Genomic DNA, 24,204 nt, shown 5'->3' on the forward strand with positions numbered 1-24,204 from the left:
CTAAACAAACTATTAATTGGCAAGCTTATTTTTCATAATATACGGATATTTTAAGATTAATAATTGAAAAAGCTAATATTATTAAAAACAAAACCAACCCAATCGTACATGCATAATTAATATCTAAGTCATGAAATGCTTTCTCGTAGAGATAATAAACAATTGTTTTAGAACTATTTAATGGTCCTCCCTGAGTCATGATATACACTTCCTCAAAAGTTTTAATAGCAGAAATAGAAGATATGACGGTGACTAGCAATATATAAGAGCGCATTAAAGGGATCGTAATATCCAAATGTTTTTGCCAACCATCTGAGCCATCTATAGCAGCTGCTTCATACAATTCTTTTGGAATTCCTTGTAATCCAGCTAGATAAATCATCATATAGTATCCTAAGCCTTTCCAAATTGTAACAAGCATAACACTCCAAATTGCCATCTCAGTACTGGTCAACCAAGGAACTCCGTTTAATAAACCTACATAACTAAGTAATTGATTGAATAACCCATTGGAGCCATAAAGTGTTTTCCATGTAATTCCTACGACAACTGTTGAAATAATAACAGGGATATAAAATGCTAAACGAAATAAGTGAATACCTCTTAAATTATTATTGACTAAAATAGCTAGTAAAAGAGGAAGTGAAACTAGAAAAGGAACTACCCCGAAAAGATATAATACTGTGTTTATTAATGTTCTCCAAAATACTGAATCATGTGATAGTCTATAAAAGTTTTCTAAACCTATCCAACTAGAAGGTTGTGTCAGATCGTAGTTATATTGCGTAAAACTTAAGTAAAAAGCCTGAAAAGTAGGAAATAAGATAGTAATTCCAAGTAAAAGTAAAGCTGGAAATAAGAATAAATATGGTGTAAGTTTTATTAATAATTGTTGTTTAATCAAAGTTACAAATTTCACAAAGATTTCGATATCTACTTTAGCTCTACTTGAGATAATAACACAGGAAATCAGAAAAATCTTTAAAGAATAATTTAATATATTTTGTCATAAAATTCGTTAATAATAAATAAATTAAAATGATATTCATTAAATATTAATATCAAAAAACAAAAGATATTTCAAAAGCCATAATCTATTAATAACTATAATTTTTACCTAATTTATTCGAATTTCTAGAAAGTTATACAATATATTATAAGAGTTCAATTAAATATAATATACTTATTGCTAAATTAACTTTAGCCTCTCAAAATTTTACCCATTTATCATAAATTAATAAATATAAAATACAGAAATTTTTTACATTTTCAATCTTTTAAATAATTAAGAAAATTTAAGTATAATTTAAGACTGTATTGAATAAATAGCTAACACAGTAACTAGTAAGCCTCTTTAACTATATGTTATATTTTAACTAGTAAATATTTACTTAAATATATTTTTTCTTTACAGCAAAATCAATTATTTACTATTATCATGTAGTAGATTTAACAATAATTTTAATTAAGGTTAAAGTTTTTATTATCTGTTATGAGTCAAAATTACGAAATTTCTCAACCACTTCCTCCTAGTGTCAAACGTGCCTCAACTATTCTTCAATGGTCAGGAAATATCGGCTTTTGGACACAGTTAGTATTGGGAGTATTGGCAGCAGCTCTCTTATTTTTGTCTTTAGCAGGATTAGTTACACAGGACAAATCATCAGAAGGAACTTCTTTTAGTATTTTTTGTTCTATTTCTGGTGTTATAGCGCTGATGATTAGTACATTTATTTGTTTTAGATACAAAAAAATTGCTCAATTAATGAAGAATCCTGAGCCGAAAGCTAGGCCTAAAAAATCTTCAACTTTGCAGTTAATCAGGACAGGTTTATTGTCTAATTTAATTGGTATTTTTTTATCAATTATTGGTGCAGAAGGTTTTGTTGGAATTCTTTGGCGCAAGCTTTCTAATATTCCTCAAGGTGCGGCAGTCTATGATACTGGTAAATTGCCGACTCCTAGTGAGATTTTATTACTCTTAGCTAATACCCATACAATATCATGTCATTTTGCTGGAATAATAGTAGGTTTATATCTTTTAGATCGTTTAGATAGATAATCATTTAAATAACTAACCATCATAGGATTGATGCAGAAAACAAGACTTAATACTTTGTATGAAATCATATGTAATAATTTAAGCCAGACTTTTAGCAATCCTTGGCGTAATTTATTTCTGAACTTGACTAGTATTCTCGCAGGTTTTTTTATTGGTCAGGCTATTGCAACCATAGCAGGGCAAGAATCTTACTGGGAGATTACAGTTGGAATCATTTTATTAATATTTACCGAAGTCAGTAGCAAAGTAGTTTACAGTAAAAAAAAGACTAAGAAAAAAATATTGTGGTTAGAAACCTTTAACTTTTTCAAAATGGGTATTATTTATAGTTTGTATATAGAAGCTTTAAAACTCGGATCTTAATTAAAAACTTTAATACTTTTTATTATAAAAACTAAAAAACATTCCTATTTGTTATACGTAAAAATGAAAATAAGTATCTATTAAAATGATATATTAATATATATTTTGAGAGTAAGTTTGTATAGTTTTCTACTTCAAATTTATTAAAGAAAACAATATATCTTTTAAATGTTAGGATAATTGATTCTATTTAGTAAATTCCACACTTAGTAATTCTGAATTGAATTTATTTTAATCTTAAAGAATCTATAGGTCCTAAATTAAATTTATGAAACAGTCTTCCTTAATCGGAATTGATATTGGGGGAACCAATATTAAGATTGGACAATTTCTTGAAAACGGAGTGTGTGTTAACTCTTCAACAATAGTAACCCCTAAGCCTGCGACTCCTGAAGCTATAGTTAAAACTACTACACAGACAGTTAAAGCATTGATCAAAGATTATAATTGTATAGCTCTAGGTGTTGGAATACCTGGACCTGTAGACCATACTAATAGAATTTCTAAAGTAGCTATTAACCTTTCTAATTGGGAGAATGTTCCTTTAGCAAGATTACTAGAAGAATCTACTCAATTACCTACAACTATTGCAAATGATGCTGATTGTGCAGGTTTAGGTGAAGCTTGGTTGGGTGCAGGAAGATATTATAAGAATTTAATAATGTTAACTTTAGGAACAGGAGTTGGAGGAGCAATTATCCTTAATGGCCAATTATTTACAGGACATTTAGGAACTGCAGGAGAATTAGGATTGATTACTCTAGACTTTAATGGTCCTATTTGTAAGAGTGGCAACAGAGGATCTCTAGAACAATTTGGATCAATTCAGGCTATACATCGTATGACAGGTATGGATCCAGCTGAACTTAGTAGATTAGCAAAAGAAGGAAATCAAGAAGCAATCGCTTTTTGGGAAAAATATGGCCAATTACTAGGGATAGGACTGGCAAATTTAATTTATATATTAACTCCAGAAGTAATAGTTATAGGTGGTGGTATTAGCAATAGTATATCTTTTTTCCTTGGAGCTACTCTAAGGGAAATTGAGCAACGTGTTCTGCCAACTTCTCGTACAAATTTAAAATTATTAGAGGCAACATTGGGAGATAAGGCAGGTATGCTTGGTGCTGCTAGGCTTGCTTCGAATATGGCTAATAATATTAACAATAAGTTTTATTAATATTATCTGAAATATTATACAAAAATATCATCTGAAAATCTTGATGTTTGTGCTGAATTTTCATCAAATAAGTCAAACAATTTTCTGCAAGCAACTTCTTGACTTTCTATCGTTTGTCCGTAAGAAAATATCCAAGGTAAGTTTTGAGTTACATTTATTTTTATAAACCAATCTAAAACATATGGACTTCCGTAAACAATTAAGCCTTGAGGAAGAGAAGTGGAAAATAATTTGAGACAAGAGGCTTTAGATTTATCACACAAACCTGCATTTGCTCTAAAAGGATTCCCTCGCATAAAAATTTGTAATAATGTCAAGCGATTATCATCTAAGACATTTTGTAAATTAATAGATTCTACTATTTGTAAATCATAACCTAAAGATTTAGGTATGGTTATTCCAGGAGATTGCTGAGTTAAGAAAGATATACTAAGTAAATTATCAACTACTATTAAGTTACGTTTCTTATTTTTTACAATTGTTTTTAATGGTAATTTTGAACTTGTTCTTATAGATTTATGAATAATATTAGTAACAACTTTCTGAGTATTTTGATCTGATAAAGTATAAACTGAATCAATATCATGTCTGTAATTATATATTTTATTTTTTGCTTTCCAAATTTTATCAAGAGACTGATCAATTGCCTCTATCTCTAACTCTCCAGACTCTACTGCATCATTAATAGTTTCTATAGTATTATTTAAATTGTTCGGCATTAACAATATGTTGGCACCAGCTTTAATAGCCTTAATCGCTATTTCTTCAGGAGAAAAATATTTTGATATTCCTCCCATAATTAGTGCATCTGTAATGATTAGTCCTTCAAAATTCAAGTTTTTTCTTAATTGTTCAGTTAAGATTTTTTTTGATAAAGTAGCTGGATTTTTTTTATCCCAAGCGTTAATTAAAATATGAGCACTCATTATGCTGTCAACTTTTGCATTAATTACCTCCCTAAATGGAACTAATTCTAAATTATTTAACCTTTTAGAATCAGAGTTAATTATAGGTAGTTCAATATGAGAATCATTATCTGTATTACCATGACCTGGGAAATGCTTGGCTGTTGTTAAGATGGGATAATTTTTTGTACCTTCAATAAAAGCCTTAGCTAATTGAGAAACTATCTCGGGAGTTTCTCCAAAAGAACGAATATTAATGACGGGATTGTTGGGATTATTATTAATGTCGACTATCGGTGCTAGTACCCAATTAATACCAATAGACAATGCTTCCTTTCCTATTATCTTCCCCATATTGTAGGTCAGTTCAATAGCAGTTTCTAAATCATATTTTGCAATTTCTCCTAAAGCCATTGGAGGTGGAAATTCAGTTGCACCTGAAAAACGTTGACCTACCCCTTCTTCAATATCTGCAGCAATAAATAGTGGAACGCGTGATAGTTTTTGTAACTGTCTAGTCCTTAGTGTTATTTCTGCAGCACTTCCTCCTAGTAAGATTACTCCACCTATATTTAAGGTATTTAACCAACTAAACAACTTATCATTAGAAGCTTCCCAGGTTGGATAACGTCTCTCATGATCAAATAAAAATCCGGAAGCACGAACAATAATCATTTGTCCGATTTTCTGTCTTAAAGTAAATTTCTTCCAATCAGGTAACAAGGAAACCTCAAAAGCTTATTAAATTATTACTATATTAGTGAAGAAGCATCTTGCTCAGTTGTATCAGTATCTCTAAGCTCATTTAGTAAATGTAACATTTCATTTCCTTTCTCTATACTATGATCTTGAAAAAACTGTACATCTGGAGCACGTCTTAATCTTATACGTTGTGCAAGCTCTTTTCTAACATAACCTTCTGAAGATCTTAATCCCTGCATTGTTTCCAACTGTAGTTTTTCTGTTCCATAGATACTGACGAAAATCTTAACATGTTGTAAATCTCCTGACAAATATACATTAGTTATGCTGATCATACCGGCTCCTACTCTATCATCTTTAATATCAAAAAGGAGCATATTAGAAATTTCACGTTTAATTAATGAGGAGATACGGGAGACTCGACGACTGTTAGCCATATTGATCTTTTATCATCTGTGATAAGTAGTATTCAGTTTTTTTTAATAAATAAAACTGTCGATACTGTATTTGTAGCACAGCATATTCAAATTGTATAGATTTTTGTAAGTTTCTCTTTATTGTATTATTGTTGATCAGTACAAAATACCAAAAAGAAAATTTATAAGTATATTTTATTGTATCAATTCAGATATTAACAACTTATTACCAATAAGTCTTAAGTGCAAATTAAGCTGTGCTTATAATTATAGTATATGCTTTATTTTTTATTAAATAAATCGAAAAATATTAAATAGTTGCCTTAGAAACATTTGGTCTTGTTTTCATATAGTGCTTTTTAGAATTATTATAAAGTTCCTATCTTCTTATTGATAGGATTCTATATTCTTTAATTGATAATAATCTTTTTTTATTTATAAATATCTATAAGTTATAGACTTGTTACCTATCCTCCACCTACTATAGTTACAATTTCTAACTTATCTCCTGTTTTTAAAAAAGTATTTTCCCAATATTCTCGATGTAAAATCTCTCCATTATATTCAATAACTACTAAGTAAGGATTAAACTGCATTTTTTCTAAAAATTGCGGTAAATTAATTTTAGGTGCGAATGTTTTAGGTTTTCCATTGACTTGCAAAGTTATTGTTTTAGTATTTTCCATAAATAATTTTATATTTGTAGGGACTTACAAGATCATAACAAATAATTGAATTCAATATATTATATGAAATTAACTTGAACTACATTTATAAATTCATACGTGCTATTCCTTTTATATCTGCATTGTAAAATTTAATTACCTATTTTTATTAGTATCTAAGATAAGTAATCTTGTATTAGAGATTTTGTTATCTCCTCAGGATTTTCTGCTTCCATAATTAAACGAATTACAGCTATTTGTTTCACACCTAGGGCAATAATATCATTAATATTATTTATATCTATTCCTCCAATAGCAAACCAAGGAATGGTACAGTTATTGGCAACATAATTTAAATAATCTGACTTAATTGTTTTTTTTCTTGGTTTGTTGGGTGTTGAATTCATGGGCCCAACACCTATATAGTCTGCTCCTCCTTCAACTGCTTTCTTCATTTCTAAAGAATTTGTAGTCGAACATCCGATAATTATTTGTGGTCCAAGTATTTTTCTCGCTGTCTTAATTGGAATATCTTCTTGGCCTATATGTACTCCATCAGCATTTACAGCTAATGCTATATCAACTCTATTATTAACAATAAATAAAGCATCGTACTTATGACATAATTCGCAAAGTTTTTTTGCCATTTTTAGATGTGAATGATCATCTATATTTTTTTCTCTATATTGCAGTATTCGTAATCCACCCTTTAAAGAAGATTCAACTATATTAAACAAGTTTTCTGTAGGTGAAGTAATAAGATATATTGATGCTTTGCGAAGTTTTTCACAATTAGAATATCGCATCAAAGAGCTCTCTAGTATATAAACTTTATAACGAATTTTTTTAAAAGATTTTCCCATTTCGCTGTGATAAAGTTTTCCATATTCTTCTAGCACCCTTAATGATTCCTGTATACGACATAAATTAGCTTGTAAAAGTTCTTCGATACTATTTTTCGCTTCTTCTTTAGGATGTGATAAATCTACACCTGGATCGTTCTCAGTATCTCTTGATAAACGTATCTCAGAAGTATGCCAGAAGGCAAGCTCCTGGCGCATTTCTTTACAAATTTCAGCTAAATTACTTTTTTTGAGACCAAAACGGCACCATTCTTCTACAACTCTTATACCTTCTCTAGCTCTATCTAGGTTGGCATCTAGAATTTGAGAGATTAAAAAATTATTATTCATAATATATTTCCTAGTTTCGAATGATTATATATTTTTACATTAAGATAGAAAAGGTGCACTGCTAATTAGCAATACACCTTTTCTATCTTAATGGTCATTCTTGATTCCATTCCTATCATTAAAAATAGACCATTATTTTGCTATGATCCAGACTGGAAATAAAATTGCTATTTAAAACTCGTCTATTTCTCAATATGAGCTAGTCTCATTTTAAGCATTTCTTCGAGAGATTCCAATGCCTGTGTAAATCCTTTAATTCCTTCATCTAGCTTGTCATAGGCCATTTGATTTTCCTTATGCATCTTATCGAAAGTAGCCTTGTCAATAGAAATTTTTTCAATGTCCATACTTGCAGCTTTACTTGGATCAAGCTTACGTAGTAGTGTATCATCGGTAGATTTTAATTCTTCTAGAAGTTTAGGAGAAATAGTTAATAAATCAGATCCCGCTAATTCGCGAATTTCTCCAATATTTCGGAAACTTGCCCCCATAACCTCAGTTTTATAACCAAACTTTTTATAGTAATTATATATTTTAGTGACTGAGACCACACCAGGATCTTCCATAGAAGAGTATTCTTTCCCGGTATTTTTTTTGTACCAATCTAGGATCCTTCCAACAAAAGGAGAGATTAAAGTAATACCTGCTTCTGCACAAGCGATTGCTTGATGCAAACCAAATAGTAAAGTTAAGTTACAGTGAATACCTTCCTTCTCTAAAACCTCTGCCGCTTTAATACCTTCCCAAGTAGAAGCAATTTTAATCAAAACACGTTCACGAGAAATTCCTGCTTTTTCGTATTCAGAAATTAAAAAATGAGCTTTATTAATGGTTGCCTCCATATCGTATGATAAACGTGCGTCAACTTCTGTAGAAACTCGACCTGGTATAATTTCGAGAATTTTTAAACCAAAACCTACTGCTAATCTATCAAAAGCTAAAATTGTGACATCAGATTCGCTTGCATTTTTACCCAATTCTTTTCTTGCAGTTATTAAAGTATCATCTACAATAGATTGGTATTGCGGCATCTGAGCTGCAGCTGTGATCAGAGATGGATTGGTAGTAGCATCACGAGGTGTAAAAGTTTCAATAGCTTGAATATCCCCAGTATCGGCTACAACAACTGTAAATTCTTTTAATTGTTCTAATAACGTTCCCATAATTACTCCTTCCGACACAAGTGAAAATTCTAAAATTTAAATGGATAACCTCAGTCTAATCAACCTGAATTATGCTATCTTCTTAACCTTATCAGCCACCCCTTATTTCAGTAAATAATTTCAGGAATTACTTAATTATTTGAACTTCCTTTATCTAGAAATTATCGAAAAAGATATCTAAAAAACTAAGACATTATCTTACAGTTAAATGGTAATAGTTATTTAAAAATTTTCTCCTTCTGAGCGAGAGCTTGTAGAACCTTGAGGATTCAAAAATAAGTTTCCAGCAGCATCATTTGGATAAATGCAGTTAATACTAGGTTTACTTTCAAGGGAACCGACAAATCCAAAAGTATTCATTCGATTTTTGCAATCTCTAACTTGTTCCCCTGAAATTAACCTTTTTTGTTCTAACAAAGTCATATTGGAGCGGCGCAATACACATCCAGGTTGCATTTGCGGCTGAGTTGCATAAACACTAAAAGGGTTTAAAGATAAGAATATACGCATATCAGTAACAATCGCACTTGCTCCGTACTGTACACAAAGTTCTGGGTTGGGGGCACTTTTATCAATAACCTCTCTGGAAACAACATTTTGTGGGTTAAAACTTGCATTAGAAGTTATTCCAATACCTACTCCAATGCCTAGTATAAAAGTGCCTCCAAACAAAGCAATTTTACTATAGTTATTTGAAATTATTGACTGCTGTGAAGAATAACGAGAAGGAATTTTACGAGCCATATCATTACTAAATTTACTTTGTGTATATTGAGTTTACCTTTATATCTATTTAGGATGAAAAATATTATTCATATCTATTTCTCTATATAAAAAAAGGCCTATCATTTATAGTGAAAAATGATTTACAGTAATTTGAGATATCTTTGCAATAAAAAACAATTATGAAAGTTTTACAGATAATAAAAATAGTTGGAGGAACAGTTTTTATAGGATTAGGAGTTGTCATGATCGTAACTAATCCTGGAAAACATGCATATGAAAAATATGCTGCTAAAACTCTTACAGGATATTTAAAACAAGAAGTTTGTTCACAATCTTCAGGAGTACTAGGAAGTTTCCTTTCGGAACACTGTAAAACACTTGTAGATATAGGTAAATCGAATATTCATAAAGTTATTTCAAATAAAACTGTTCGTCAGAATTACTTACTGTTCAGCATCTATGAAACTGAATTATTATTACCTCCTCCAATTTCTAACTATGAGTTCGAAACTATTGGAATATTCCGAAAATTTTATACTTATCAAGCTGATAAATTTTAGATTAAATATCTATAATTAGTTTTCATTGACTGGACATTTCTGGCTATTCAAGTATAAGAATAGGATTTCATATTTTTGTATTTTAGAAAAAAAGTATGACACTTCAGTATAAAAAAATTACATTAACTCATTTTCAAAATCCTTGCTTTTCTAAAACTTATATATAAATTTTGAACTGATATGACATACCTTAAGGTTAAGAAGAAATATGATTCCTCAAGCAGCAAATGTAATAGAAACTTTAATTAATATGGCTCAACAGGGAGAGATTGATCCTTGGGATGTTCAAGTAATTGAAGTAGTTGATCGTTTTCTAAATGAACTAAAAAAGACTAAACATTCTGATAAAGTTTTTCAGGAAACTACTCTACCAAAATCAGGACAGGCCTTTTTATGGGCATCTATGTTAGTTCGTTTTAAGGCTGATACTCTTGATAAGCTTCATTCCTACAATACAATACAAGAAAATTTTGATGAAATTAACGATATTGAAGTTGAAGAAGATGCTGCTAAAAGTCAGTTATTACGACCAGATTTAGAAGAACACTTACGTCGTCGTAATGCTGCATTACCAAATTATAAACGTCGAGTAAATTTACAGGAATTAATTAATTATATTAAGGAATTTGCAGAAGAGTTAGAAACATCCGAACCCTTTAAAAGACGTCAAAAAAGTCCTTGTGCTTATTCACAGAAGGAAGCTAAAAAAATGGTTGTTGAGCTTGCGCATCAAGAAAATTTGACAGAACTAGCTAAGCAATTAGAAATTTTTCTTCAGGAAAAATATTCGCAATACATTCAAACTCAAAAAAAAATCAATATTGAAGATCTCTTGAATAAATGGCATAAAGTCGCTCGACCTAGTGATGAACATAAAGTAGAAACTCAAGATAGAGTTGGAATTTTTTGGGCCTTGCTACTTTTAGCATCACAGTCTAAAGTTGAATTATTTCAAGAAGAGCTTTACCAAAATTTGTATATTCAAGTCTTATAAATAATTTTTTTTAAATTCTTATCGAGATTTTTGAAAAGTAAATGGTAAACTAAGCATTGTCGTCTAAAAAACCTATGGCAAAGATTGAGGAAAAGTATTCATGAAAGCCATGATTCTAGCTGCTGGTAAAGGAACTCGAGTTCGCCCTATTACTCAAACTATTCCTAAGCCCTTAATACCTATTTTACAAAAACCTGTAATGGAGTTTTTGCTTGAGCTATTGCGAAAACATGGCTTTGATCAAGTCATGGTAAATGTTAGTCATTTAGCAGAGGAAATTGAAAGTTATTTCCGTGATGGACAACGTTTTGGTGTACAAATAGCTTATTCGTTTGAAGGAAAGATTATTGATGGTGATTTAGTAGGAGAAGCTTTAGGATCTGCAGGAGGACTGAGACGCATTCAAGACTTTAATCCTTTTTTTGATGATACTTTCATTGTTTTATGTGGTGATGCACTAATAGATTTAGACTTAACAGCTGCTGTAAAGTGGCATAAGGAAAAGGGTGCAATTGCTACAGTTGTTACTAAATCAGTCTCGAAAGAGGTGGTTTCCAGTTATGGAGTGGTAGTAACTGACGAAGAAGGTAAAATTAAAACTTTTCAAGAAAAGCCTTCTATTGAAGAAGCATTGAGTACAAATATCAATACTGGAATTTATATTTTTGAACCAGAGATTATTAATTATATTCCTCCAAATAAAAAATATGACATAGGAAGTGAATTGTTCCCCAAATTAGTTAGCGAAAATACACCTTTTTACGCAGTTAATATGGATTTTGAATGGGTTGATATAGGCAAAGTTCCTGATTACTGGCACGCTATACGTGGTGTTTTACAAAGAACAATTAAAAACGTTCAGATACCAGGTATCGAAGTTAAGCCTGGTATCTATACAGGATTAAATGTTTCTGTAAATTGGGATAAAGTTAATATTCAAGGACCTATCTATATTGGTGGAATGACTCATATTGAAGATGGAGCAACTATTATTGGTCCTAGTATGATTGGTCCTAACTGTTGGATTTGTAGTAATGCTACTGTAGATAATAGCGTTATTTTTGAATATTCTCGCTTAGGGCCAGGAGTTAGATTAGCAGACAAACTAGTATTTGGACGATATTGTGTAGATAAAACAGGGGCTGCAATTGATGTGCAAGCAGCTGCCTTAGATTGGTTGATTACAGATTCTCGCCAAACTATGCCTTTCGATCACCAAAATCAACAAAAAGCTATTGCTGATTTACTTAATCAAGAGAATTAAAACATTGATTGACAAGACATTCAGCTATTTTTCTAGAAGCTCCTGGTTTTCCCATACGTTTTTTACCGTTTTTATTAAGATTATTTATTAATTCCTTGTCACTTAATAGTTTTCTTAAGGCTTCACTAATATCTTTTGGCTTCTCAGTTAAGATAACAGAAGGGCCCAATAAGCATGTTTGTTTTTCAGCAAATTGCCTAGTAAATTGTGGACCTTCTCCAGGAAATGAAATAACAGGTTTTCCCAGGCCTACAAATTGTTCAGTAGCAGTTCCTGCCATAGCAATACCTAAATTAGACAATTGTAAACATTCGTTATAAGCAAATTGCGTAAGTATTAAAGTGGCGTTTTCCTTCTGAAACTGTAAGGCTTGGGAATCTTTGAAATTAATATAACTTCTATCTAATATTTGACTTTTCCAGTTATGCTTTATAAGCTCTTGTCGAAAAGGAATACAGTTTAAACTAGGAGCAATAGCACTTAAAAAAAGAAAAGATTTTTTAGGAAAAGATTCTAAAATGGTTTGAACTGATTGTAAAATTAAAGTCCAGTTACGCAATGTTTCAGGAGTTCTCGAGCCAGGTAAAAGTAGAATTTTTATTTTATCTAGATGAATATTACGATAAGTTTGTTTCGCATCTGAAAAATCATCCATCATAGGATTTCCCAAAAAATGAGCAGAAATTTTCAGTTTATTTAGGTTAACTGCTGTTAAAGTATCTCTCACAAAAACACCTTTACATTTAGCAGATTTCATTAACCAGCGCTCCCAAGGATAATATATTGACTTAAAGCAACGGTTAACTTTTAAAGTTGAAGATAGCCAACCTTTTTCATCTCTAACATAGTATTCTGATTTAGCAACTCCAATAAAAACAAAATTAGTATTACTTAGCCAGGCAAAAAATAAAGGTAGAATGTCCCCAACTGCTAATATCACTCCATCTTTTTTGCCCCATTGATAAATTACTTGGTACTGCTGATATGTTAAATTAATCAATCCTTTATTAACATCACGTAATAGTTCTGATGTTTGTTGATTAAATCCTCCAGAAGGCATAACGCTAACTTTGCCTATAATTGGAATCTGATTTTGTTTAAAAGCATGACCTTCTCCGACCAAAGGAAGTGCAACAATCTGAGAAACTTCAGAGTAAGTCATTAATTTTTTAATAATAGAAATAGCAATGATATCTTCTCCATGTCCATTACTAATTGCTAGAATTTTCATAAATTTTATTAAAATAATTAGCTAAGATGTATATTATTATCTTTCCCTAAAATTTGTAATAATTGTAAACATTTTTTGTTTCTTATTACTAGTAAGAACGATATTTGAGATATTGATTATTTAATTTACCTATACATAGATTAAATAATTAATATCTTAAAATCATAAACTTAACTCTAGCTATCTTTCGAATGGAATATTATTCCAGTAAACACTTTGATTATTATTGTATGATACCTTGATCAACTATTTTAGGTTAGTAATAGAATAACTTATTTTAAAAAACTTCTATTTAATAGATTAGCGCATACCTTACTAACGCCTAAGAACATTAGCGTATTTAACTTACCTAAGACATTAATTCTAATTGTTAAAATTAGTCTTTCCTTCTATTAATCAAGAGTTTTGTTTTACTAATAAAACTTTTATAACGTTAATCTATAGATCTAAAAGCTCTATTAAATTTAAACTAGGACTATTTATATTTAATTATTATTATTCACTATTATCTTGCTTGACGTTATAGTATTGTTTCATATAATGAAAAATCTAAATAACATTAATATTTTTTAGATTTAGCTAAATTCTTTACTAATTGAATTTACTGGTTAAAATAATTAACGTTATGAGTTTAATAAGTTAAATATTTTGTACCTGTTAAGTTAGAGTTTCATTAATTAGTGTTCTGATGACTTAATCTAAATAAAAGTTCAAGATTATTTGCTTCGGATTTACTAGAAGGTGATAAACTGACCTACTAGACACAAAATTCTTAATATTCAATGGTCTAAAAAGTGCCAAATCTTGGTACTTTTATACATTTACCAAAAATTTGCAAAGTTATTTATAGAGTCAATATGAAAGTTCTGGTTATCGGCGGTGACGGTTATTGTGGTTGGGCAACCGCCCTACATCTTTCCAAAAAAGGTTATGAAGTGGGAATTCTCGACAATTTAAGTCGAAGACATTGGGATTTAAAGTTAGGAGCGGATACTTTAACTCCTATTAATTCAATTCAAAAACGAATTCAATGTTGGAAAGACTTGACAGGGAAAACTATTGATTTATTTATTGGTGACATCACTGATTACACTTTTCTTAGTAGTTCTTTTCACCAGTTTGAGCCAGATGCGATAGTTCATTTTGGTGAACAACGTTCTGCCCCATATTCTATGATAGACAGAGAACACTCAGTATTTACCCAAGTTAATAATGTAGTAGGAACACTAAACATTCTTTATTGTATTAAAGAGGATTTTCCTAACTGTCATCTCGTTAAATTAGGTACTATGGGAGAATACGGAACTCCAAACATCGATATTGAAGAAGGATATATCACCATTGAACACAATGGTCGTACAGACACATTACCATATCCAAAACAACCAGGTAGTTTCTACCATTTAAGTAAAGTTCATGATAGTCATAACATCCAGTTTGCTTGTAAAATTTGGGGATTGAGAGCTACTGATTTAAATCAAGGTGTAGTATATGGTGTTTTAACAGAAGAAACTGGTATGGATGAAGTTCTAATTAACCGTTTGGATTATGATGGTGTTTTTGGAACAGCATTAAATCGCTTTTGTATTCAAGCAGCCATTGGACATCCTCTAACTGTATATGGCACTGGTGGTCAAACAAGAAGTTTCCTCGATATTCGGGATACAGTACGTTGTATTGAATTAGCTATCAAAAATCCTGCTGATATAGGACAGTTTCGTGTATTTAATCAATTTACAGAATTGTTCAGTATTAAAGATTTAGCTTTAATGGTACAAAAAGCCGGTAGCGCAATAGGGCTAAATGTAGAAATTAATAATTTAGAAAATCCCAGGGTTGAAGCAGAAGAACATTATTTCAATGCAAAAAATACTAAATTATTAGACTTGGGCTTAAACCCTCACTATCTATCTGACTCTCTCCTAGATTCTTTATTGAATTTTGCAACAAAATATAAAGGAAGAGTTGATAAAAAACAAATTTTACCTACAGTTTCTTGGCGAAGAAAATAATCATATAAGGCATAGTATCCTAGCCAGTTGGTATTCTATCGTACTAAGAAAAGCCTCATTAACCATAATACAAACTGGTTAGTGAGGTCTTTCTTAGTAGAAAGTTCTGAATTATTATTTAAATATTACTAAAATTATTAATTTATTAGATATTGATAAAATACTTCTACCTTTATACTCATGATAATATTTTCTGATAGTTTATTTATTACTTTTTGATAGCATAAAACATTCCAAATTTACAAAGACCTGTTCCAAAAGCTATACGCATTAAGAATAATGTTGGAATTTCTCGTAAAGACTTAATAAAACCTGTAATACCAAAATACCATAAGCCTTTAGGTCGTTTAATTCCTTGCCAAATAGAATCTAACCAAGAAGGAAGGGTCTGTTCTGTCCAATCCTCGGTAATTACTTTTCCTTGCACCGAACCTGTCATTTCTAGAAGCTCTGCAAAACCTTCAATACTTGCAAAAGCGGGATGAGACCATTGATCTAGAAGTTGTTTCATGATAGCTGATTCTAAGGAATTTAAAGGTTGCTGTCGATCATCACGCTGATTCCAGTCAGCAACAACTAAGATACCGTTAGGCTTGAGAACACGAAGTAATTCTTGAGCAAACTTCTTTTTATTAGACATATGAGGACCTGCCTCAATGCACCATACCACATCAAAACTAGCATCAGGAAAAGACAAATTCATGGCATCATCCACCATAAACTTAGTATTTAGAGCTAAGGGAGTAAGTTCTTGAGCACGTTTTACTTGTTTTGGACTGATAGTAATACCAGTAACATTGAAACCATAATCTTTTGACAAAATACGGCTACTCCCTCCGATACCACAACCTACATCAAGGAGGTCAGATCCAGTCGGTAATTTATTTAGTTTTCCCCAACAGACCATCTCATGAACAAAATCAGATTTTGCTTTCAAAAAGTCTTTCCTCTCAGGTGGAGAACCATAATACCCTAAATGAATATGTTCACCCCAATAAAATTCCAATATACCGTCTTCTGTCCATTGGTCATAAGAATAGGCTACTGATTCAGAGGACTGATAAGGACGAGCTGAGAGAAAATAAATTGTGCTAGATATACCTAAAAGTAATAATAATATTCCAATAGTCACATATAGTAAATCCATGATAATTTTAAAATAAAACTCTTAATAATATTAACTTTTTACTAAACTATTATATCGATTCTTTTAACTTTTAATTTTATTTAAAAATAAATACAAGATAGCAATAAAAGACTATTACTTTCATCCTGAAAAAATGTTTTAATGCTTATTAATCTATTACTTAGATAAGCACTAATGGCAATTATACTATTAATCTAATTAATAATAGTCAATTATTTATTTTTTAACTAGTATTTAAAAATAAATTGGTAAGTAAACATATTTACTTAAATAAATATATTCGTTTTATATAAATCTTATAATTGACTATGATAACTTGGTTTTTTATAAAAAAATGTCGTATTATTTAATCATAACATGCTTAAAATTTTTAGATTTTTAACTACTTATTGATTTGGCGAATATAGAAATCAAGTTTTTTCTCACTAAAAAAAATCAAAACTTTTAATCATTAGAACTGGTAAAAAAACTTATATTTCATGTTAAGTACTCAATTATATTCATAGCTTTTAAAATTATATGATTTCCCACAATAGTTTTGATTTTCAGGATGAATTTGATGTCATTGTAATTGGCGCAGGACATTCCGGATGTGAAGCTGCATTAGCAGCATCTCGTTTAGGCTGTAAAACTTTAATACTAACCTTAAATCTTGATCGTATTGCTTGGCAACCATGTAATCCTGCAGTAGGAGGACCTGCAAAATCTCAATTGGCTCATGAAGTGGATGCTTTGGGTGGAGAAATTGGGAAGGTAACTGATTTAACATACTTACAAAAACGGGTTCTTAATGCCTCTAGAGGTCCCGCAGTTTGGGCATTACGCGCTCAAGTTGACAAACGTGAATATTCTGCAGTTATGAAGGCAATTATTGAGAATCAAGAAAATCTCAACATTCGTGAAGGTATGGTCACTGATTTAGTATTAGGCCAGAATGATGAAATCATGGGAGTTCAGACATATTTTGGTAGTTGTTTTGCTGCAAAAGCAGTTATCTTGGCAACTGGGACTTTTCTCGGAGGACAAATTTGGATTGGTGGTAAATCTATGGATGCTGGTAGAGCTGGTGAGTTTTCTTCTGTTAAATTGACTAATACTCTTAAACAGTTAGGATTTAAAACAGAAAGGTTGAAGACCGGAACCCCTGCTAGAATTGATAAACGTTCTGTAGATTACTCTAAATTAGAACCTCAACTTCCTGATCAAGATTTGAAGTGGTTTAGTTTTGATCCCAATTTTTGGGTAAAAAGACAACAAATGAACTGCTACCTAACTAGAACTATGCCTGAAACACATAAGTTAATAAGAGATAATCTCCATTTATCTCCTATCTATGGAGGATTTATGAAATCTAAAGGTCCTCGTTATTGTCCATCCATAGAAGATAAAATTATAAGATTTGCAGATAAAAATAGTCATCAAATTTTTATAGAGCCAGAAGGAAGAGAAACACCAGAATTATATATACAAGGTTTCTCTACTGGTCTACCAGAAAATATTCAATTAGCAATGTTGAAAACTTTACCTGGTTTAGAGAAATGTATAATGTTACGTCCTGCATATGCTGTAGAGTATGATTTCTTACCAGCCACTCAATGTAGTCCAACTTTAATGACAAAAAGAATCGAGGGCCTCTTTTGTGCTGGACAAATTAATGGTACGACAGGTTATGAAGAAGCAGCAGCACAAGGGATTGTAGCCGGAATTAATGCTGCAAAATTCATCAACAATGAAGAAATGATAATCTTCTCTAGAGAAGAAAGCTATATTGGTACTTTAATTGATGATTTATGTACTAAAGACATAAGAGAACCTTATAGGATGTTAACTTCTAGATCTGAATATCGCTTGATACTACGCTCAGATAATGCTGACGAAAGATTAACACCATTAGGAAGAAAAATTGGATTAATTGATGATTATAGATGGCATTTATTTCAAGGAAAACAAAAAAATATTTTTGAAGAAAAAGAGCGCCTTTCAAAAGTTAGAGTAAAAGAAAAAGATGAAATAGGTATTCGGCTTATTAATGATACTCAACAAAATATTAAAGGAGCAATTACTTTAGCTGATTTACTACGCCGACCAAAATTTCATTATAAGAATTTAGAACAGTATGGATTAGGAAATGTTGATTTAACTACTGGAGAAAAAGAAGGAGTAGAGATTGATATTAAATATTCTGGTTATTTGAAACGTCAACAAAATCAACTTGAACAAGTTAAACGCTATACGAACCGTAGTTTGCCTATAGATATTGATTATATGAATATTGAAACTTTATCAATGGAGGCAAGAGAGAAGTTGACTAAAGTATCTCCACTAACTATTGGTCAAGCATCTCGCATTGCTGGGGTTAATCCTGCAGATATTAATGCATTGTTAATATATCTAGAGATAAGGTCGCGCCAGAATATTTAATATCTATATTAAAAGAGAATAGAATTTACCTTTAACCAAATTCTTTCAACTAACTATTAGTTACCTCCAGTACCTAACAAGAAAAGACTCAAAAGAGTTCCTGTATTCCAGAGACTATGCATTAATATTGATGACAAAAGATTACGTGAACGTGTGTAAACAACACCTAAAATGATTCCTAAAGTTGTTAATGGTAGAATTTCAGAAATATTAAGATGTGCAGCAGCAAAGACTAAACTACTGACTCCAATTGCGGCCCATGGAGAAATATAACGAGTCAGAGAAGGTAATAAAAAACCCCGAAAAATTATCTCTTCATACAAAGGTGCGGCAATTGCTGCAGTTAGATAAAAAATTGCTAGAGCAACTAAATCTTGGTTTTCCAGAACTAGGGAAAGTAAAGGATTACTTCCTCCTTGCCCACCCCAAAAGTTATCATTAAGCAATGAAACAATAAGGACTAAAGGTAAGGCAGCTAAGTATCCACCAACTCCCCATGTAATCCAATGACTAAAAATTTTAAAATTAAATAATTTTTGAGGTAAAGGAAAGAAAGGTTTTATTGACAAATAAAGCACCAGAATTCCCACTATAGCCATAGTGAGGTAACTGCTTAAAATATAAATAGCTTTACCTCTAAGACTCAAGTTAATTAAATCAATGCTTAGAAAGGTAAATAAAGTAGGCAAGATAATTTGACCAAAAAAGAAAAATCCTATGATTAAGACTTTCCAAGGGACTTCAATCGTCCAGGGTATTTCCCATCTATAATTGCCATCTATATTCAAAATTGCAGAATCTTTTCTTAAAATTAATTGAATAAAAGATAAGATGATAATTGCTACACCTATAACACCTCCTAAGCTTGGAACCGTAGTAAGAAAAGCTAATTTTAAAATTGCTGCTCGTGAATCTTTTTCACATTTTGCTTGCAAAATTTGTAAATCTTTCTGCCGATCTTCTATCTTATAAAGTCTTTTTAAAGAATAATTGCGAAACCAGCCATTTAAATTTTCTTTTATGATGGATTCTGCATCAACTGACTTTATAAAACTATCACTCCACAAATTAATCAAAGTATTAGATATTTGGTCTGAAGAAGGTGAAGGTAGTAAAAATTGATTATTTTCCCAAATATCTAATGCTCGCTTTGTGTTTCCTTGCGTAATTTCTAATAACCCTATTTTAAGATTTAACTTATGAAGTATTCTTTTCTGTTTATTGATGTCAGTTAATATTTTTTTTCCATTACTAGATATTTTTAAAGAATCTAAATAAGATTCTTTTTCTATTGTTTTAATTGTATTATTGTCAACAATATTTAGTTCAGCACTTAATTTATTAGATAAAATATCATGTACTTCTTTATACTTTTCAAGAGCATTTACATATGGCTGTTGTCCTGATATATATTTATTAATATTATTAAATTTTTGATGGTCACTATCAAAAATCTGAGAAGATTTAAGGATTAAATTCGTTTGATAAAGTTGAAAGTTAGATTGAGATTGCGGTTGATGAACACTATCTACTAATGATAAAAATACTGGAATTAATGAAACTATTGTTATTATGGCTAATAATATTTTTTTCATTTTCATAAATTTCATCTAAATATATTGATACTTATTTCCTTTTGGTTGAAATAAGAATAAATCCTGAAGCTTCTCCTAGCATCTTAGCATCAATTAACTTGAAATCTAGGGCTTTTGTATTCTCTAATAAAAGATAGGATGAGTTTGATGCAAGTATATCTAACTCTTTTTTATTTTGAGATATTACTTGACGCTCACTATAAAAATCTAAGCTAGGACGGCTATAAGCAAATGAAGTATAGATAACAGTATCAGGTGGTGTAGTCTCTCTGATTAATTTGGCTACTGACTTTACAGGAAATGATTCATTTAATTCCCATAGCCAAGTGTTAGAAATCATTAGTAAAGTTAAACTTAAATACAATCCTATTATAAGAATGATAATAAAGCCAGATAACTTTTTATATAATTTTTGATTAGTCCAAAAAAAAGTTATAAAAAATATAAAAAATATAAATTGAAAAATAAATTCTTGTGGGTCTTTAAATATATATACTCCTAGTCCTAATATTAAGTAAGTTAATACAGACATACTAAATACTAATATTGTAGAGCGATTCTCAGGATATAAATATAAATGAGATAAATTATATCCGATACTTAGAGCAAAAAAAGGATAAATTGGCATTATGTACCAAGGCAACTTAGTACCCATAATGGTAATTATAAATAAAAATAAAAAAAATCCTGTTGCTATTAATTGACTTAGATTCTTTTCATGTTTATTCCAAGCAATAATTAAACCACCAGGAAAAAATATCAACCAAGGGAAACTGTACTTTATTAGCTCAAGTATATAGTACCAAATTCCTCCTTTATTACCTTCAACAGCAGTTGATAAACGATCAAAATTTTGCTGAAAAAAATGAACTTCAATAAACTTTTCTCCATAGAAGTCAATCTGTAAATAGTACCAAATAACAACTGGACAAAAGCCTATTAATAAACTTATCCAAAGTAAATTATTTTTAAAGAATTCATTATGATCGTTCAAAATCATATAGATTCCCAAAATTCCTCCTAAAGCGATCGCTAAAATACCTTTACTTAATGCAATCATCCCCAGGCTTATACCAAAGCCTAATATCCACAATGGTTGCTTTTTTGATTTTAATAAACATAGTACACACAAAATTAAAAAAGTATTAACCATCCCATCTATCATTGCCAAGCGTCCATGTCGTAAAACAGGTAGCAAAGTTAAATAGACTAAACTACTAAAAATTGCTGGGAGTTGAGTGTAAAATATATTTCTACCAACTAAGTAAAGCAAAGGGACGCCAGTCGCGGTTAATAAAGCGCAAGGAAGACGAGTAGTAAATTCATTAATACCACCTAAATGATAAGAAAAATTAATTAACCAAATAATTAAAGGAGGTTTTAGTAAAAAAGGTTGGTTATAGTATCTAAGATGAAGCCAATCGCCAGACTGAAACATACTTCTAGCAACTGTAGCGTAATATCCTTCGTCCCAATCTCTAAGTGGTAAATCTCCTAATCTAATCAACCAAATAAATAAAGCTAATATTAGTAAAAGTAAAAACCATGAAATATCATTTTTAATATTTAGCCTAATCATTTTTATGTGACTTTACTAAGTAAATATAATACTTTTCATTATAGATGAAAGATTTCGTAAATTTTTTTAGTAATACAATATCCAAATCCACAGAATATTCTATTAGGCTGTGGTTTAGGATAAGTAAAACGTTTTCATTTTTATTCTTACCAACAAAATATTTTTCTATTTCACCTATAATTTCTAAATCATTAGTAGCTTGACGAGAATTATTAAATAATACATAACTACCCATTTTCTTTGTTTCAGGATAGTAGATTTTTTTATTGAGATATCCACTTATAGGAGCAATAGTAAAATCTTCACTACCAAAAATATGATAATTATCTAGATTATTTTGTTGAATAAAATTTGCCGTCATTTTACTACTAGAATATGGAATAGATAAATCCCTACTAAAAGCAACCATACCTGCTATTACTTGTAACCATAATATTATTCCTATGAGGTATTTCCTATATGAAGTAAGAATTTCTATAGTCTTGGAAAAGATATGCAAAAAACGAAAAGAAATATTTTCTAAATATTTTTTATATAATTTTTCATCGTCATAATTATTTTCTATCCATAAAGAACTTATAAGAATAATATATAAATGTCCATAATGTCTTTGGGATCCTAGGAACTTGATATAAGTAAAAATAATAATTTCTAAACTTCCTATTAAAAAGAAACAAAGTGCTACTGGTTTTTTAATGAATGATAATAGAATACAGCCGAATAAACTAATAGATAGAAAAGAGAAAAAGATTAGGTCTAATATTTTTGAATCGCTTGGAATAATCACCATAACATAGCTACGCCATATTCTATTAACGGTCTGAAGTAAACGATTTATATCGAAATTAAGAAACCATTGATTGGCACCACCTTGTAATGTACTATCTACAGGAGGTAATAAGGTAAAGACTGAAATACTTACTCCTATTATTAATATTATTAATGATAAAAAAATATGATTTTTTTTAATTTCTACTTTATAGCCTAAATGTTTTTTAAAGTAATACTCAAAAATTAATGTAATACTTAAAGCTATAGATATTAATAAACAATAAGCATTTGTATTAGCCATAAAAGCCAAGATGAAGGCTAAAATAATATAGTTCTTATATTTATTGTGGAAGTATGTACAAAATAGAAAAATCGATAGAATTCCAAAAGCATAATTACGACTAATTAAAGAATATTCATATAAAGGGAAATAACCAAAACTGAATAATATTTTTTGTAATGCATTAAAAGGAGAATAAATGATAAAAATAGATATTGTAGCAACAGATATTAGCCAATGAACAATTTGCATTATTATTGGGTTTGCTGTGATCTTGTTTAAAAACCATAATAAGAAATACCACAATAAAGGATGTCCTTCATATTTAACACTTTCAAAAAAATCAAAGAAAGAAGAGCTGTCTCTTGCAATTAACCAACCATTTAATTCATCACGCCACATAGCATGATTCAAAATTCCAATGAGTGTGATGAAGGAAAAAGTTATTATTAAAACTATTTCAATTTTTTTGTTTTGTTTTAGAGACATAAATTATTAGTTAAGATGATTTAAAAAATATTAGTAAAAAAAAATTGAACATTTATAATCTTTCCATTAAAATAACCAGTTATTCGCATCATTTTAGTTTGTTATAAAAACAATAATTGTTGCTTTGATAGAAAGAATATAAAATATGATAGTTAATTTATTTTGTTAGAGATAATTAACTATCATATTAAAAGTATTAGTCAGCATTTAAGTATTCTTCTCGCTACTGTCACATATTACAGTCTTTAGTCAAAAATAAGAATTATTACTAGCGTAAAATAAAACCAATTTAGCAATAATCAACTTTATAAATTAGTAGATATATATCAATATCTGAAAGTTGATGTAATCTCTTTTCATGATGAAAAAAAATCCTTTAAATTTATGAAAAGGTACAGTTATCAATTTTTTCGAAAATACTAGACCATACTTTGATGCAAACAGTATATTTTTATTTGACTATTCTAATAAGAGAGAAAATTTATT

At 30.0% G+C, this 24,204-nt stretch carries 19 protein-coding genes and 1 pseudogene; 8 read left to right on the top strand and 12 right to left on the bottom strand.

All coding sequences use genetic code 11. The features are described from left to right. Nucleotides 1-25: 25 nt before the first annotated feature. Nucleotides 26-919: a carbohydrate ABC transporter permease gene (locus tag LPC16_RS02495; RefSeq protein WP_229637608.1), complete on the bottom strand. Its 894-nt coding sequence runs from the start codon at nucleotides 917-919 to the stop codon at nucleotides 26-28. A gap of 573 nt (nucleotides 920-1,492) precedes the next feature. Here LPC16_RS02495 and LPC16_RS02500 point away from each other — a divergent pair. From LPC16_RS02500 to LPC16_RS02510, 3 genes are all read left to right on the top strand, one after another. Then, nucleotides 1,493-2,062, top strand: a complete 570-nt coding sequence (locus LPC16_RS02500) for a DUF3611 family protein (RefSeq protein ID WP_229637609.1) — start codon at nucleotides 1,493-1,495, stop codon at nucleotides 2,060-2,062. Nucleotides 2,063-2,092: 30 nt separating this feature from the next. After that, on the top strand, nucleotides 2,093-2,425 hold the full coding sequence (locus LPC16_RS02505; protein WP_040054796.1) for a DUF565 domain-containing protein: 333 nt from the start codon (nucleotides 2,093-2,095) through the stop codon (nucleotides 2,423-2,425). A 268-nt stretch (nucleotides 2,426-2,693) separates the two neighbouring features. Next, a complete protein-coding gene (locus LPC16_RS02510) occupies nucleotides 2,694-3,605 on the top strand; it encodes an ROK family protein (protein WP_229637610.1) in 912 nt (303 codons plus the stop codon). A 14-nt stretch (nucleotides 3,606-3,619) separates the two neighbouring features. Here LPC16_RS02510 and LPC16_RS02515 read toward each other — a convergent pair whose 3' ends face one another. From LPC16_RS02515 to LPC16_RS02540, 6 genes and pseudogenes are all read right to left on the bottom strand, one after another. After that, complete coding sequence (locus LPC16_RS02515) at nucleotides 3,620-5,185, bottom strand: glycoside hydrolase family 3 N-terminal domain-containing protein (RefSeq protein WP_229637611.1); 1,566 nt, start codon at nucleotides 5,183-5,185, stop codon at nucleotides 3,620-3,622. Between the two features lie 77 nt (nucleotides 5,186-5,262). Continuing rightward, a complete protein-coding gene (rbfA, locus tag LPC16_RS02520) occupies nucleotides 5,263-5,649 on the bottom strand; it encodes a 30S ribosome-binding factor RbfA (protein WP_229637612.1) in 387 nt (128 codons plus the stop codon). A gap of 446 nt (nucleotides 5,650-6,095) precedes the next feature. Continuing rightward, nucleotides 6,096-6,314, bottom strand: a complete 219-nt coding sequence (gene thiS / locus LPC16_RS02525) for a sulfur carrier protein ThiS (RefSeq protein WP_040054792.1) — start codon at nucleotides 6,312-6,314, stop codon at nucleotides 6,096-6,098. Nucleotides 6,315-6,469: 155 nt separating this feature from the next. Then, nucleotides 6,470-7,486 carry a thiamine phosphate synthase gene (locus LPC16_RS02530; RefSeq protein WP_040054791.1) on the bottom strand — a complete coding sequence of 339 codons (1,017 nt, stop codon included), beginning with the start codon at nucleotides 7,484-7,486 and terminating at the stop codon, nucleotides 6,470-6,472. 188 nt (nucleotides 7,487-7,674) lie between these two features. Next, nucleotides 7,675-8,649: pseudogene (locus tag LPC16_RS02535) on the bottom strand (transaldolase); the annotation flags it as partial. Nucleotides 8,650-8,871: 222 nt separating this feature from the next. Beyond that, complete coding sequence (locus LPC16_RS02540; protein WP_040054789.1) at nucleotides 8,872-9,393, bottom strand: DUF3172 domain-containing protein; 522 nt, start codon at nucleotides 9,391-9,393, stop codon at nucleotides 8,872-8,874. A gap of 161 nt (nucleotides 9,394-9,554) precedes the next feature. Between LPC16_RS02540 and LPC16_RS02545 the strand changes: the two genes are divergently transcribed. The 3 genes from LPC16_RS02545 to LPC16_RS02555 all read left to right on the top strand — a co-directional run bounded on the left by LPC16_RS02545 (nucleotide 9,555) and on the right by LPC16_RS02555 (nucleotide 12,193). Then, the gene (locus LPC16_RS02545) at nucleotides 9,555-9,935 is read left to right on the top strand and encodes a DUF4359 domain-containing protein (protein WP_040054788.1); all 381 of its coding nucleotides are present in this window, start codon (nucleotides 9,555-9,557) and stop codon (nucleotides 9,933-9,935) included. 208 nt (nucleotides 9,936-10,143) lie between these two features. Next, on the top strand, nucleotides 10,144-10,929 hold the full coding sequence (locus tag LPC16_RS02550; protein WP_229637613.1) for a segregation/condensation protein A: 786 nt from the start codon (nucleotides 10,144-10,146) through the stop codon (nucleotides 10,927-10,929). Nucleotides 10,930-11,029: 100 nt separating this feature from the next. Continuing rightward, entirely contained in the window at nucleotides 11,030-12,193 is a 1,164-nt protein-coding gene (locus LPC16_RS02555) for a nucleotidyltransferase family protein (protein WP_040054786.1), read from the top strand. On the opposite strand, the gene LPC16_RS02560 is transcribed toward LPC16_RS02555, so the two are convergent. Beyond that, nucleotides 12,177-13,424, bottom strand: coding sequence for a lipid-A-disaccharide synthase-related protein (locus tag LPC16_RS02560; protein WP_229637614.1), 1,248 nt, complete (start codon nucleotides 13,422-13,424; stop codon nucleotides 12,177-12,179). The genes LPC16_RS02555 and LPC16_RS02560 overlap by 17 nt on opposite strands. An 857-nt stretch (nucleotides 13,425-14,281) precedes the next feature. On the opposite strand from LPC16_RS02560, the gene LPC16_RS02565 reads away from it, so the two are divergent. Next, entirely contained in the window at nucleotides 14,282-15,436 is a 1,155-nt protein-coding gene (locus tag LPC16_RS02565) for a UDP-sulfoquinovose synthase (RefSeq protein ID WP_040054805.1), read from the top strand. A gap of 208 nt (nucleotides 15,437-15,644) precedes the next feature. On the opposite strand, the gene LPC16_RS02570 is transcribed toward LPC16_RS02565, so the two are convergent. After that, nucleotides 15,645-16,583, bottom strand: coding sequence for a methyltransferase domain-containing protein (locus LPC16_RS02570; protein WP_040054784.1), 939 nt, complete (start codon nucleotides 16,581-16,583; stop codon nucleotides 15,645-15,647). A 519-nt stretch (nucleotides 16,584-17,102) separates the two neighbouring features. Here LPC16_RS02570 and mnmG point away from each other — a divergent pair. Next, nucleotides 17,103-19,004, top strand: a complete 1,902-nt coding sequence (mnmG, locus tag LPC16_RS02575; protein ID WP_229637615.1) for a tRNA uridine-5-carboxymethylaminomethyl(34) synthesis enzyme MnmG — start codon at nucleotides 17,103-17,105, stop codon at nucleotides 19,002-19,004. Between the two features lie 56 nt (nucleotides 19,005-19,060). On the opposite strand, the gene LPC16_RS02580 is transcribed toward mnmG, so the two are convergent. The 3 genes from LPC16_RS02580 to LPC16_RS02590 are packed head-to-tail and all read right to left on the bottom strand — an operon-like array spanning nucleotide 19,061 to nucleotide 23,718. Then, on the bottom strand, nucleotides 19,061-20,599 hold the full coding sequence (locus LPC16_RS02580; protein ID WP_315855031.1) for a CPBP family intramembrane glutamic endopeptidase: 1,539 nt from the start codon (nucleotides 20,597-20,599) through the stop codon (nucleotides 19,061-19,063). Nucleotides 20,600-20,630: 31 nt separating this feature from the next. Beyond that, nucleotides 20,631-22,178, bottom strand: a complete 1,548-nt coding sequence (locus LPC16_RS02585) for an ArnT family glycosyltransferase (protein WP_229637616.1) — start codon at nucleotides 22,176-22,178, stop codon at nucleotides 20,631-20,633. Beyond that, the gene (locus LPC16_RS02590) at nucleotides 22,171-23,718 is read right to left on the bottom strand and encodes a hypothetical protein (RefSeq protein ID WP_229637617.1); all 1,548 of its coding nucleotides are present in this window, start codon (nucleotides 23,716-23,718) and stop codon (nucleotides 22,171-22,173) included. Before LPC16_RS02590 ends, LPC16_RS02585 begins: the two co-directional genes overlap by 8 nt. Between the last annotated feature and the right edge of the window lie 486 nt (nucleotides 23,719-24,204).

It is taken from the genome of cyanobacterium endosymbiont of Braarudosphaera bigelowii, from assembly GCF_020885515.1.
Taxonomy (GTDB): Bacteria; Cyanobacteriota; Cyanobacteriia; order Cyanobacteriales; family Microcystaceae; genus Atelocyanobacterium; species Atelocyanobacterium thalassa_A.